Origin of the sequence: Phenylobacterium kunshanense (assembly GCF_003254525.1) — a bacterium.
Lineage (GTDB): Bacteria > Pseudomonadota > Alphaproteobacteria > Caulobacterales > Caulobacteraceae > Phenylobacterium > Phenylobacterium kunshanense.
This window is the reverse complement of record NZ_QFYS01000001.1, coordinates 581,631-593,984: the sequence shown is the minus strand read 5'-3', so window position 1 is coordinate 593,984 and position 12,354 is coordinate 581,631. Positions and strand designations below refer to the sequence as shown.

The window sequence follows — 12,354 nt, the reverse complement described above, 5'->3', positions numbered from 1 at the left end:
GGTCATTAGGAGGGCGCCCATGGGCAAGCCCGCACGCCGGCGGCTGGCGCCCGAAGAGCGGAAGCGCGAGCTCCTGGACGCGGCGGAGCGGCTGCTGAACGCCCACGGGGCGCGGGTGCGGGTGGAGGACGTGTGTCGCGAGGCGGGCGTCGCGAAGGGGACGTTCTTCCTCTACTTCCCGAGCTGGGACGACCTGCTGGCGGCTGTGCGCCAGCGGCTAGTGTCCACGTTCGACGCCAGGCATCCGCTGCCGACCGAGCTGGAGGGGCCGGTGGACTGGCCGCGGCTGGTGGAGACGCAGGCGGCCGCCTTCATCGACTACACGCTGGCGAGGCGCGGCGTCGGGGAGGCGGTGTTCCACGGCGACTTCGCCGAGCGCCGGCCGCTGGCCGACAACGCCATCCTGCGGCTCTCGGCCGTGATCCGGGCCGGGCAGGAGGCCGAGGCGTTCGGACCCGTCGACCCAGAGTCCACCGCCCGGCTGATGTTCGCCGCCATCCACGAGGCCGCCGACGCCGTGGCGGGCGGCGCCGATCGCGACAAGATTCTGGCCGCGCTGCAGTCCCTGCTGCGGCGCTGCCTGGCGCCATAGGGAGGACGATCCATGAGCGCGAGCCCGGTGAACGTGAGGTATATGGTGGGGGACGTCGCCGCGGCGGCGGACTGGTACGTGGACAAGTTGGGCTTCAGCCGGCTGCCGAACGCCTCGCCGGCGTTCGCGGCGGTGGAGCGCGGGGCGCTGCTGCTGCTGCTCAGCGGGGCGGCGAGCTCGGCCGGGCGGCCGATGCCCGACGGACGCCAGCCGGAGCCTGGCGGCTGGAACCGGGTCCAGCTGGTGGTCGAGGACCTGGCGAAGGAGGTGGCGCGGCTGCGAGGGCTCGGCGTCCCGTTCCTCAACGACATCGTCAAAGGGCCGGGCGGCCAACAGATCCTGACACAGGATCCGTCGGGCAATGTGGTGGAGCTGTTCCAGCCCGGCGCGTGGGGCGGTAGGTGAGGGCGTGACCCAGAGCCTGCCGCCGCCGCCGGACCGTCCCGAGGACTACATGTGCTGCCAGCGCGGGTGCTGCCCGTGCATCTTCGACTACTACGAGGACGCCATGGACCGCTGGCGCGAGAAGGTGCGGGCGCTGGGTGGCGATCCCGAGGCCCTGCTGGCGGCCCGGGCCGGCTGAGCGTCAGGCCGGCGGCAGGCTGGCGATCTGGCGGCGGAGGAGGTCGAGGGCCAGGCGGCGCGGGGCGTCGGCGGGCTTGCCCAGCAGGTCCGCCAAGGTGGGGCCGAACAGGCCGACGCCCATGGCCAGGAGGACGCTCACCAGGATCAGGTCCTCGGCCGCGGCGGGGTCGGCGCCGTGGTGCGCCAGGCGCCCGCGGACGATCTCCTGCACGGCCTCGCGGACCATGGTGAGACGGCGGGTCTCGCCCGTCAGCTCCAGCCAGGCGGCGAGGCGGGCCGCGCCACGCGACTCGAAGGCGTCGAACAGGGCGCGGGCGCCGAAGTCGGCCTTGGCCGCCGGGTCTTCGGTGGGCGGGTCGGCGGCCAGGATGTGCGCCACGAGCTGGCGGATCATCCGCTCCATCAGCGCGGTCTGGACGTCGGCGATCGAGCCGAAGTGGTGCAGCACCGTGCCGTGCGAGATCCCCGCCGCCGCGGCGACGTCGGTGAGCTTCAGCGCCTGGGGGCCGCGTTCGGTCAGGAGGGCCTCGGCCGCGGCGAGGATGTTCTCGCGGGCGGCTTCGGGCGATCGGCGGGCGCGGCGGGCCGGCGGGGGCGATGCTTCTATTGACATTTTTGTCGATAGTAGCGATATGAGGTCAGGACGGAAGGGCGCATGGCCCTTCGTAACCTGCCCGGCCGGAGCCCGCCAATGACCGCCAAGAAGCGCACCCCCGACACTGTCGACGTCCTGCCGCGGGACATCCGCTTCGACGTCGAGACCGGCGGGCGCGGCGCCTGGCTGGGGGGCGATCCGGTCGGCACGGCGGTGTTCAACGCCCTGTCGCTGACCTTCCCCGACGGCGAGCGGCTGTTCATGGACGCGGTGCGCAACTTCCGCGGCGAGCTGAAAGGCAAGCTGCTGGACGACGTGAAGGGCTTCATCGCCCAGGAGGCGATCCATTCGCGCGAGCACCATGTGCTGAACCAGCTCATCGACCGCGAGCGCTATCCGGTCGCCGAGATCGAGGCGCAGGTCCGCCAGCGGGTGTCCAAGGCCCGCGAGCGCGGCAAGATGGCGATGCTGATGTCGACCATCACCCTGGAGCATTTCACGGCGATGATGGCCGAGATGTTCATGGACAATCCCGAGCTGTTCGACGGCACGCCCGCCGATGTGGAGCGCATGTGGCGCTGGCACGCCATGGAGGAGACCGAGCACAAGGCGGTGGCCTATGACGTGTTCATGGAGGCCACGAAGGACTGGTCGCCGTTCCTGCGCTACCGCCGGCGCTGCATCGCCATGGCGATCGTGACGGTCATGTTCACCCGTAACATCACCCGCTACGCCGCCCGGCTGCTGGAAGCCGACGGCTATTCGCCCGAGGCCGCCACGAAGGCCGTTGAGCGCTACGTGTGGGGCAAGCCGGGCCTGTTCCGCCGCGGCTGGAAGACCTACTTCGCCTGGTATCGCCCGGGCTTCCACCCCTGGGACCAGGACAACCGCGCCGAGCTGGCCGGCTGGAAGGCCGAGTTCGACGCCGCGGCGACGCCGCAGGCGGCATAGAGGGGGCTCAGCGGGCTTCGGCTTCCGACGGGGCCGACGGGCGGGCCGAGGGGGCGTGGATGTGCTCTTCCTCAGCCCAACTGCGGATCGCGCGGCTGAGAATGCTGAACTGCCGCCGCTCGCGCGGATCGCGCGCACTGCCGGCTTCGCGCTCGCACAGCTCGGCGAGGCGGAGGTACGCTTCCATACGCTTCATGCCCGCCTGAGTTGGGGAGGAACACCGCGGAAATCCACCCGTCCGGAGGGACGGGCGATTCCTGGCTAGCGGCTTCCGGCGCGGCCCGCATCCCCCGATTGGGGGGCGGGCGGATGTTCCTCAGCTCTGGAGTTGGAAGGTGACTATTGCCCCGCTCGTTTGGGCCGTGGACGGCGCAACAGCGAGAGAACCATCAGCATCGCGCCAAGCGCGACCAGGATCGTGGCTAGCATCATGCCAACGACCGCCCACCCATGCCCCACGTCGCCGCGTGGGGAGAGCGCCATTGGAAGCTCGAACAACGCCAACGCGATACCCACGATCAGCAAGAAGGCCCCGGCGATCCTCATGCGCTCATCTATTCAGGGTCGAGGCCGGCTTGGCGCTGTGTTTTCTACTCAGCATCGGCGCCCGAAACTGCCCAGCGGCTGGAAGCGGACTTGGGTCGACGTGGTCTCAGCTGATCCTGCCGACCTCTCCGTGTCATCCCGGCTTCGCCATCGGCGAAGGCCGGGACCCAACCGTCCGGGAGCGCCGGATGGCGGGGTGCAGCCCGAACCTCGACGCGTCCGGCGGCGAGCCCGGGCGCACGGCCCTGGGTTGGTTCCCGGTCTTGGGCTTGCGGCCAAACCGGGATGACACCGGGTCGGGTGTCATCTTGGGACCGTTGGCCGCCGGTCTCAGGGCTTGCGCATCGCCTCGACCTCGGCGGGAGTGACCGGGTCGGGGAAGTTGTTGCCGAAGTGGGTGCGCATGTAGGTCACCACCTGGGCCACCTGGGTCGGGGTGAGGGTGTCGCGGAACCAGGGCATGCCGCCCTTGCCCTTCTCGATGATGTAGATCGGGTAGGCGGCCGTACCGAGGCGGGGGTTGTTGGCCAGGGCCGGGAAGGCCGCGGCGCCGACCGCGCCCTTGCCGCCCGCCATGTGGCAGGACTGGCACATCATCACATAGACCTCCTCGCCGGTCTTCGGGACGGGCGGCTTGGAGCCGCCGGGGCCCGGTTCGTCGGCCAGGGCGGGGAAGGCGAGGGCGGCGAGCGTGGTCGCGAGCAGGATGGGACGGTTCATGCTCAGGCCTCCAGGGCGCGCTTGTGCAGGCGGGTGATGGCGTCGATGGCCGAGAGGAGGGAGCCCTCCATCCAGCAGCCGAGGTAGGAGGCGTGCTCGCCGGCGAGGACGATGCGGTCCTCGAGGGCGACGAGCTCCTGGTAGTGTTCCTTGCGGGTGTCCTCGTTCCAGCGGGCGCAGCAGCCCATGACCCAGGGCACCCGGCTCCAGGCCACCGAGGCGCCGGAGAGGAACTCCTTCCGGTAGCTGTCGGGGTGGAAGACCGAGCCCTGCTCCAGCGCGACCTGGATCCGTTCCTCGGGCGTCATGCCGCCGAGGCGGTAGCCGCCGGGGCCGCCGGCGAAGGCGCCGAGCAGGACCGCCGGACCGTCGTCGAAGAACTTGTTGTTGGGGTAGGAGATCAGGCCGATCTCCTGGTTTGTGAAGGAGTGGCCGCCGTAGATGTCGTAGTCCTGTTCCCAGAACCGGCGCTTCATCTCCAGGCCGATCTTCACCGAGTTGGAATAGGGGACCGAGGAGATGGCCGCGGTCTTCTTCTCCGACAGGTTGGTCTCGATCTGGCTGAGCACCGTCAGGGGGATGGTGCAGACGCAGAAGTCGGCCTCGGCGGTCGAGACCACGCCCTTGGCGGTGTCGGTGTAGGTGACCGTGACGCCGCCCTTGCCCTGCATGAGCTTCGTCACCTTGGCGTTGTAGGTGATCAGGTGGCCGACGTGCTTGGCGAAGCCCTTGCCGATCATGTCCATGCCGCCGACCGGCTGGAACATGGTGGTCTGGAACTCCTCGTTCATGAAGAAGGCCATGTTGGCCCAGACGCCGGACTTCAGCACCTCGTCGAACGGGAACAGGTCGGAGGGCTGGGGCGCGCCGCCCACGCCGCCGCCGGGCGGCAGGTCGAAGCCCCGGTGACTCGCCGAGCGCAGGTTCTTGGCGTAGCGCATGTCCTTGTCGAGCATGCCCCAGCCACGCAGGGCCTCCTTCAGGCGGTCGAGGTCCTCGCTGGTGAGCGGGGAGTCGAGGCCCTTCTGGTCCATGGCCTTGGAGAGCAGTTCGGCGACACCGCCCTCGAAGTCGGCCTTCAGGGAGCGGAAGCGCTGGGGGGCGCCGCCGAAGGCGTCGGTGTTGTGGATGTAGGTGTTGTGGTTGAGCTGGATGAACGGCTCCAGCGCCACGCCGAAGGCCTTGCAGTAATGGAGCAGGGTCTTGTGGTGATGCGGGATGCGCCACGGGCCGGGGTTGAAGTAGTTGCCCTTTGCGAACGTCACCTTCTGGGTGGCGCCGCCGAGCTCGGTGTAGGTGTCGCCGCCGCGCAGGGTCCAGTTGCGGCCGCCGGGGCGGTCCTGGAACTCCAGGATGCGGACCTTGTAGCCGGCCTTCTCGAGCTCATAGGCGGCGAGCATGCCGGCGAGACCGGCGCCCAGCACGACCACCGAGGCGCCCTTGCGCGCGCCGGCGAGGTTGGGCGGGCCGGGGAAGCGCGTCTCGGCGGCATGACCGAAGGTGGTCATCATCTGGTAGATCGCCGCCGTGCCGCCCAACAGGCCGATGGCGCGCATCAGCTGGCGGCGGGTAGGCGTCTGGCGTCCGGACTCCATAATCGTACTCAAGCTCCCCTCGTGACCTGAGCACTGGCCTAGCCGCGCCCGGCCGCGATGGGAGCGCCCGCAGCTGCTTCCGCCGCGGAGATTCGTCGCGCGGACGCGGTTTTGGGCGGGCGGCGCCCAGCGGCGAGGCACGGCGGCGCTTGAGCCGTGCGCTAAGCCGTCGCAGGCTGCGCCCATAACGGCCTGTGGGGAAGAGACGGATGAGAACGAAGATCCTGGCGCCGGTGCTGGCGCTTGCGGCCGCCTGCCTCGGGGGATCGGTCGCCGAGGCCGCGGACGTCCGGCTCTACGCCATGGACTGCGGGCGGATCAGCCTCAAGGACGCCGACATGTTCGCCGACGACGGGGCGTACAAGGGCGTGCCGAAGTCGATGGTCGTGCCCTGCTACCTGATCCGTCACCCGAAGGGCGATCTGGTCTGGGACACGGGGATCCCCGAATCGACGGCCGACAAGCCCGCCAGCGAGGGCGGCGAGGCGCTGACGATGAAGCGCAAGCTGACAGACCAGCTCAAGGACCTGGGGCTGACGCCGGCCGACATCGAGTATCTGTCGATCTCGCACAGCCACTTCGACCACATCGGCAACGCCGGGCTGTTCGCCGGCGCGACCTGGATCGTGGACCCCGACGAGAAGGCCTACGCCTTCAGGCCCGAGGCGCGGAAGGACGCCAAGGGCTTTGCAGCCTATTCGGCGCTGGAGACCGCCAGGACCATCCCGGTGGAGGGCGATGCGCTCCATGACGTGTTCGGCGACGGGTCGGTGCAGGTGGTCCCGACCCCCGGGCACACGCCTGGCCACACCGTGCTGCTGGTGCGGCTGCCTGAGGCCGGGGCGGTGCTGCTGACCGGCGACATGTGGCACATCGCCGAGAGTCGGGCGGCGCGGCGGGTGCCGCGGTTCAACGTCGACCGGACGAAGACCCTGGCCAGCATGGACAGGATCGAGGCGCTGGCGGCCAAGGAGAAGGCGCGGGTGATCCGCCAGCATGTTCCCGAGGATTTCGAGAGCCTGCCGAAGTTCCCGGCTGCGCTGAGGTAGCACGGCGCATTCGGGCGCGAGGTGGGATAGGGTGCGGCATGCACGACGATCCGACGGCCAACGAGACCCCCATGCAGCGTGCGCTGCGCCTCAAGAAGGCGGCGCAGGCGGCGCGCCAGGTGGCGCCCGGCGCCGGCCGTGAGAGCGAACGCTCGGCCGCGGCCCGGTCGCAGTCGAAATCCAAGCCCTGGATGAAGAAGAGCTGACGCCCGTCAGGTCGGGGGCGCGTCGGTCGGGGCGGCGTGGGCCGCCGGGCGGCTGGCCCAGGCGGCGCCGGCGGCGGCGAGCATGACGGCGGCGACGCCCAGGACCTGTTCGAGCCGCAGCGCCTCGCGCAGCAGGAGGAGCCCTGACAGGGCGCCGAACGCCGGCTCGAGGCTGGTCAGCACGGCGAAGGTCCGGGCGGGCAGGCGCGGCAGGGCGTACATCTCGAGCGTGAACGGGATGGCGGTGGATATCACCGCCACCACGAGGGCCAGGGGCAGGAGGCGCGGGTCCAGCAGGGCGGGAAGACCGGCATGCGCGACGCCGACCGGCACGATCACCAGGGCGGCGATGCCGGTGGCCAGGGCCGGGGTGGCGCGACCGAAGGCCCGGCTGGCGGTCTGGCCCCAGACGATATAGGCGGCCCAGCTCGCGGCGGCGGCCAGGGCGAAGCCGACGCCCACGAGGTCGAGGCGGCTGGGGCCCGAGGTGAGGTCGCGGCCGAGCAGCGCCCACACCCCGCCGGCGGCCAGGGCGGCCCACAGGAAGTCACGCGGGCGATGCGAGCCGGCGATGGCGACCGCCAGCGGACCCAGGAACTGCAGGGCGATGGCGACGCCCTGGGGCAGCCGGCCGAGGGCCATGTAGAAGAAGAGGATCGCCCCGGCGGTCGTCACCCCTAAGCCCAGCATCGGCAGCAGCGGCGCGTCGGCGGGCCAGTGGCGCCAGGGGCGGATCAGCACCGCGAGCATCAGCGCGCCCAGCAGGATCCGCAGCGCGGCGGTCCCCTCGGGCCCGAGCGCCGGGAACAGTCCCTTGGCGAGGGCGGCGCCGACCTGGAAGGCGGCGGTCGCGCCGATGACGGCGGCCACGGGCAGGAGCACGCGCCCCGGCCGCTCCCCGAACGGCGAGGCGGTCACCGCAGGAAGGACGGCACGAAGTAGAGGGCCACCAGCAGAAAGAAGCCGACCAGCATCAGGCGCCCGAGCAGCTTGGCGCGGCGTTCGGCGGCGGGGTCGCGTTCAGGGGGCGGCGATGGGCTCATGCCTTCGCCGTACGCCCGGCCACCGGCCCTGACAAGCGGGGGATCAGCCCGCGGCGGTCCGGGTGTCGTCGAGGATCGCGGAGAGCGCGGCGAAGAGCTCCTCGGCGCGGATGGGCTTGGTGACCACCAGGTCCATGCCGGCCTGACGGTACTCGCGCACCTGATCCTCCATGGCGTTGGCGGTCAGGGCGACGATCGGCGTGCGCGGAAGGCCCTCCGCGGCTTCCCGGCCGCGGATCATGGACGTGGCGGTGACGCCGTCCATGCGGGGCATCTGCACGTCCATGAGGATCAGGTCCCAGTGGCCGTCCTCCCAGGCCTCGACCGCGGCCTGGCCGTCGGCCACCACCTCCGGCTCGATCTGGACGACCTCCAGGATGGCGCGGATGACGGCCTGGTTGGTGGGGTTGTCCTCGGCCACCAGCAGCCGCAGGGCCCGTTCGCCCGGGTTCATGATCACGGTGGCGGACGGGGGGGCGGGCGGCGCCATGCGGCGCGGGGCGCGGACCCGGGGCAGCGGCAGGCGCAGCCGGAAGGTCGCGCCGTCGCCCAGGGTGCTCTCCACAGCGATGTCGCCGCCCATCAGCGCCGCGAGATCCCGGCAGATGGCGAGGCCGAGGCCCGTGCCGCCGTAGCGGCGGCTCATCGAGGCGTCGCCCTGCTCGAACTTCGTGAACAGCCGTTGGAGCACGTCCGGGGGGATGCCGATGCCGGTGTCCTGGACCGTCGCGACCAGGGCGCCGCGCGAGGCGCCGAGCACCACCGACACCGCGCCGGCGTCGGTGAACTTGAGCGCGTTTGAGACGAGGTTGCTGAGGATCTGGCGCAGCCGGAGCGGATCGCCTCGGTAGGTCCCCGCCGCGCCGGAGGTCACGCTGACCGAGAAGGCGAGCCCCTTCTGGGTAGCCACGGCGGAGAAGGTCTCGCGCACGCTGTGGGCCAGTCCGCCGACGTCGAACTCGACGTCCTCCAGGGTCATGCGCCCGGATTCGATACGGGAGATGTCGAGGATGTCGTTGAGAATGGCCAGCAGGGCCTCGCCGGATTCGCGCAGGACCCGCAGCCGTTCCTGTTGGCGCGGGGCGAGTTCCTCGCGGGCCATCGCCTGGGCCATGCCAAGGACGCCGTTGAGGGGCGTGCGGATCTCGTGGCTCATCTGAGCGAGGAAGGCGCTCTTGGCGTCGTTGGCTGCGGTGGCCTCGCGGACCGCGCGGTTGAGCGCGGCCTCGGCCTCGCGGCGGTCGGTGACATCGCGGACGATGGCGGTGAAGAGCCGGTCCTTGCCGGCGGCGAGGCGGGAGAGACCGATCTCCACCGGGACGATCCGGCCGTCCTTGCAGAGGCCCTCGATGTCGGTGCGGGCGAGCATCGCGCGGGAGGATTCGCCGCCGGACCGGAACCGGGTCACGTGTCGACGGTGGACGCCGCGCCGGTCCTCCGGCACCAGGATCTCGATGTTGCTGCCCAGGACCTCGGCGGCGCGATAGCCGAAGATGGCCTCGGCGCCCTCGCTGAAGACGACGATGCGCATGGCGGCGTCGAGGACGATGATGCCCTCGGTCGCGATGCCCAGGATGCTGGCGAGGACCTGATCCAGGCGGCCCCGCAGCGCTTCAGGGAGGGATTCGGACGGAGAGGGGGAATCAGGGCCGTCGGCGCTGGTCATGGCGCCACCTTGCCGACGCACATGCGCGGCCTACCCAGGACAAATTGTCCCATTACACACCCCCATCACTCGAACCGGGGCAGCTAGAGCAATGGGGGTTCGTCGAACTTGATATTCGTCAAGGCGTGAAAATCGGTTCCGAGCGTCCCGGGATTCTAGTGACCAACCACCCACTGGCTGACGTAGGCGTGCGTCGCGCGGGCCAGCTTGGGCGGGCCGGAGAAGTAGAACTCCGAACCGAACATGACCTTGCGCTCGCGCCAGGTGATGGCGCCGGTGTCTTCCTGCTGCAGGACGTTGCGCAGCTTGGCGCTCATGCCGTTGGGCACGAAGGCGACGTAGGTGGCGTCGGGCATGCTCCACTCCATGAACCCAGTCCCGAGGGCGATGAGAACGTGAGTCCGCATGGCCTCCAAGCGTGACAAGGCCGCACAGCCGGGCGCGGGCTGGACAAGGCGGCGCCGGACGGGCGAGGTGGCGGCTTTCCCGATCCTGGAGACCCGCGCGTGCGTCCTGCTGCTTACGGCCTGGCCCTGTTCCTCCTTGCCCTGCCGGCCGCCGCGGCCGAGGGGCCGGCCGACTGGAAGGCGCAGGCGGCGCGGGTGACGATCACCCGGGACGACTGGGGCATCGCCCATGTGCGAGGCAAGACCGACGCGGACGCGGTGTTCGGCATGGCCTTCGCCCAGGCCGAGGACGACTTCAACCGCGTGGAGATGAACTACCTCACCGCCCTGGGCCGCGTGGCCGAGGCCGAGGGCGAGGCGGCGATCTGGCAGGACCTGCGCCAGCGCCTGTGGATCGATCCGGCCGAACTCAAGAGCGAATACGCCAAGAGCCCGGCGTGGCTGAGGGCGCTGATGGACGCCTGGGCGGCGGGGCTGAACCACTACCTGGCCACCCACCCGGCGGTGAAGCCGAAGGTGATCACCCGCTTCGAGCCTTGGATGGCCCTGAGCTTCACCGAGGGCAGCATCGGGGGCGACATCGAGCGCGTGTCGCTGAAGGAGCTGGAAGCTTTCTATGGCGGAACCCGCACGGCCGAGGCCGAAATGCCGTTCGTGTTCCGCGAACCGACCGGATCCAACGGGATCGCCATTGCGCCGAAGCTGACGAAGGACGGGCGGGCGCTGCTGCTGATCAATCCCCACACCAGCTTCTTCTTCCGCTCGGAGCTGCAGGTGACGAGCGAGGAGGGGCTGAACGCCTACGGGGCGGTCACCTGGGGTCAGTTCTTTATCTACCAGGGGTTCAACGCGACGGCGGGGTGGATGCACACCTCCAGCGGCGTGGACGTGGTGGACGAGTTCGCCGAGACGATCGTCCGAACGTCGGGCGCGCTGAGGTACCGCTACGGACGCGAGGCCAGGCCGATGGAGACGCGGGAGGTGACGCTGGCGTTCCGCCGGGACGACGGGACGTCCGGCCAGCGGACGTTCACCACCTATCGGACCCACCACGGTCCGATCGTGCGGGCGGAGGGCGATCGCTGGATCGCCATGGCGCTGATGCACAAGCCGGCGGCGGCCCTGTCGCAGTCGTTCCTGCGGACGAAGGCGAAGGACCTGCCCGAATTCGCGCGGGTGGCCGAGACCTATCGGGCCAACTCGTCGAACAACACGCTGTTTGCGGACGCGAAGGGGGCGATCGCCTACCTGCACCCCCAGTTCATCCCGGTGCGGGACGATCGGTTCGACTACACCAAGCCGGTGGATGGCGCGGACCCGGCGACGGACTGGAAGGGGCTGCATCCGGCCGGCGAGCGGCCCGAGGTGAAGTCGCCGGACAGCGGCTGGGCGTTCAACACCAACAACTGGCCGTACTCGAACGCGGGGTCGGACAGCTCCCGGCGCGAGGCGTTCCCGAAATACATGGACACCTTCGGCGAGAACCCCCGGGGCGTGCATGCGCTGAACCTGCTGAGCGGATCCGGCGCCTGGACGCTGGATGGGCTGGTGACCGCGGCCTACGACCCGGCGCTGCCGGCGTTCGACCGGCTGATCCCGGCGCTGGCGGAGGCCTATGAGGCGACGCCGGAGGGCGATCCGCTGAGGGCCCGGCTGGGCGACCAGATGGCCGCGCTGAAGGCCTGGGACCGCCGCTGGAGCAAGGAGTCGACGGAGACCGCGCTGGCGGTGTTCTGGGGCGAGGCGCTGTGGGCCAAGGCGGTCCCAGCGGCGAAGGCGGCCGGGCGCAACACCTACGACCAGATGGTCCTGCACACGAGCGCCGCGGAGAAGCTGCAGGCGCTGGCCGAGGCGACCGACCGGCTGGCGGCCGACTTCGGGAGCTGGAGGACGCCGTGGGGCGAGATCAACCGCTATCAGCGCCTGACGGGAGACATCACCCAGGCGTTCAAGGACGATGCGCCGTCGATCGCCGTGCCGTTCACGTCGGGCCAGTGGGGCTCGCTCGCCTCATTCGGGGCGCGGCGCTATCCGGGGACGAAGCGGTACTACGGGACCAGCGGCAACAGCTTCGTGGCGGTGGTGGAGTTCGGCCCGAAGGTGCGAGCGCGGGCCGTGAGCGCCGGCGGTGAGAGCGGCGACCCGGCGTCGCCGCATTTCGCCGACCAGGCCCAGCGATACGCGGACGGCGACCTGCGCGAGGTCCGCTTCCATCCGGAGGAGGTGGCCGCGCACGCGCGTCGGACCTATCGGCCGGGCGAATAGCCGTCAGCCTTCGGGCGCAGTTTCGCCGAGGACGACTCCAGCGCGTGGGACCGGTTGTCGCGGCGTGCGCGCAAGGCTCTGTTAGCCGTGCGCGTGATTAGTCGCGCTCATGCGACAGCCTCGCCTTCGGGCTA

The 12,354-nt window shown here is 70.5% G+C and carries 16 protein-coding genes; 7 read left to right on the top strand and 9 right to left on the bottom strand.

The features are described from left to right. Window positions 1–19: 19 nt before the first annotated feature. The 3 genes from DJ019_RS03045 to DJ019_RS03035 are packed head-to-tail and all read left to right on the top strand — an operon-like array spanning window position 20 to window position 1,175. A complete protein-coding gene (locus DJ019_RS03045; protein ID WP_111274492.1) occupies window positions 20–592 on the top strand; it encodes a TetR/AcrR family transcriptional regulator in 573 nt (190 codons plus the stop codon). 12 nt (window positions 593–604) lie between these two features. After that, window positions 605–997, top strand: coding sequence for a VOC family protein (locus tag DJ019_RS03040; protein ID WP_111274491.1), 393 nt, complete (start codon window positions 605–607; stop codon window positions 995–997). A 4-nt stretch (window positions 998–1,001) separates the two neighbouring features. After that, on the top strand, window positions 1,002–1,175 hold the full coding sequence (locus DJ019_RS03035; RefSeq protein ID WP_205854070.1) for an oxidoreductase-like domain-containing protein: 174 nt from the start codon (window positions 1,002–1,004) through the stop codon (window positions 1,173–1,175). A 3-nt stretch (window positions 1,176–1,178) separates the two neighbouring features. On the opposite strand, the gene DJ019_RS03030 is transcribed toward DJ019_RS03035, so the two are convergent. Continuing rightward, complete coding sequence (locus DJ019_RS03030; RefSeq protein ID WP_111274489.1) at window positions 1,179–1,790, bottom strand: TetR/AcrR family transcriptional regulator; 612 nt, start codon at window positions 1,788–1,790, stop codon at window positions 1,179–1,181. 78 nt (window positions 1,791–1,868) lie between these two features. On the opposite strand from DJ019_RS03030, the gene DJ019_RS03025 reads away from it, so the two are divergent. After that, window positions 1,869–2,723, top strand: coding sequence for a metal-dependent hydrolase (locus DJ019_RS03025; protein WP_111274488.1), 855 nt, complete (start codon window positions 1,869–1,871; stop codon window positions 2,721–2,723). A 7-nt stretch (window positions 2,724–2,730) separates the two neighbouring features. On the opposite strand, the gene DJ019_RS03020 is transcribed toward DJ019_RS03025, so the two are convergent. The 4 genes from DJ019_RS03020 to DJ019_RS03005 all read right to left on the bottom strand — a co-directional run bounded on the left by DJ019_RS03020 (window position 2,731) and on the right by DJ019_RS03005 (window position 5,596). Then, on the bottom strand, window positions 2,731–2,919 hold the full coding sequence (locus DJ019_RS03020; RefSeq protein WP_133255237.1) for a hypothetical protein: 189 nt from the start codon (window positions 2,917–2,919) through the stop codon (window positions 2,731–2,733). A 143-nt stretch (window positions 2,920–3,062) separates the two neighbouring features. Beyond that, window positions 3,063–3,269 (bottom strand): hypothetical protein, encoded by a 207-nt coding sequence (locus DJ019_RS03015; protein WP_111274486.1) that lies wholly within the window; start codon window positions 3,267–3,269, stop codon window positions 3,063–3,065. Between the two features lie 330 nt (window positions 3,270–3,599). Beyond that, on the bottom strand, window positions 3,600–3,989 hold the full coding sequence (locus DJ019_RS03010; protein ID WP_111274485.1) for a c-type cytochrome: 390 nt from the start codon (window positions 3,987–3,989) through the stop codon (window positions 3,600–3,602). Window positions 3,990–3,991: 2 nt separating this feature from the next. Next, window positions 3,992–5,596, bottom strand: a complete 1,605-nt coding sequence (locus DJ019_RS03005; RefSeq protein WP_240606350.1) for a flavin monoamine oxidase family protein — start codon at window positions 5,594–5,596, stop codon at window positions 3,992–3,994. A 197-nt stretch (window positions 5,597–5,793) separates the two neighbouring features. On the opposite strand from DJ019_RS03005, the gene DJ019_RS03000 reads away from it, so the two are divergent. Together DJ019_RS03000 and DJ019_RS20880 are read left to right on the top strand one after the other, a co-directional pair. Then, window positions 5,794–6,633, top strand: coding sequence for an N-acyl homoserine lactonase family protein (locus DJ019_RS03000; RefSeq protein WP_111274483.1), 840 nt, complete (start codon window positions 5,794–5,796; stop codon window positions 6,631–6,633). A gap of 38 nt (window positions 6,634–6,671) precedes the next feature. Next, window positions 6,672–6,839, top strand: a complete 168-nt coding sequence (locus DJ019_RS20880) for a hypothetical protein (protein ID WP_165843871.1) — start codon at window positions 6,672–6,674, stop codon at window positions 6,837–6,839. 6 nt (window positions 6,840–6,845) lie between these two features. Here DJ019_RS20880 and DJ019_RS02995 read toward each other — a convergent pair whose 3' ends face one another. The 4 genes from DJ019_RS02995 to DJ019_RS02985 form a co-directional block, all read right to left on the bottom strand. Further along, window positions 6,846–7,721, bottom strand: coding sequence for an EamA family transporter (locus DJ019_RS02995; RefSeq protein WP_111274482.1), 876 nt, complete (start codon window positions 7,719–7,721; stop codon window positions 6,846–6,848). A 32-nt stretch (window positions 7,722–7,753) separates the two neighbouring features. Further along, complete coding sequence (locus tag DJ019_RS21510) at window positions 7,754–7,882, bottom strand: hypothetical protein (protein WP_276309963.1); 129 nt, start codon at window positions 7,880–7,882, stop codon at window positions 7,754–7,756. 43 nt (window positions 7,883–7,925) lie between these two features. Then, window positions 7,926–9,548: a PAS domain-containing hybrid sensor histidine kinase/response regulator gene (locus DJ019_RS02990; protein ID WP_111274481.1), complete on the bottom strand. Its 1,623-nt coding sequence runs from the start codon at window positions 9,546–9,548 to the stop codon at window positions 7,926–7,928. A gap of 155 nt (window positions 9,549–9,703) precedes the next feature. Then, window positions 9,704–9,904: a hypothetical protein gene (locus tag DJ019_RS02985; RefSeq protein ID WP_111274480.1), complete on the bottom strand. Its 201-nt coding sequence runs from the start codon at window positions 9,902–9,904 to the stop codon at window positions 9,704–9,706. A 150-nt stretch (window positions 9,905–10,054) separates the two neighbouring features. On the opposite strand from DJ019_RS02985, the gene DJ019_RS02980 reads away from it, so the two are divergent. Then, the gene (locus tag DJ019_RS02980) at window positions 10,055–12,220 is read left to right on the top strand and encodes a penicillin acylase family protein (protein WP_111274479.1); all 2,166 of its coding nucleotides are present in this window, start codon (window positions 10,055–10,057) and stop codon (window positions 12,218–12,220) included. Window positions 12,221–12,354 lie beyond the last annotated feature (134 nt).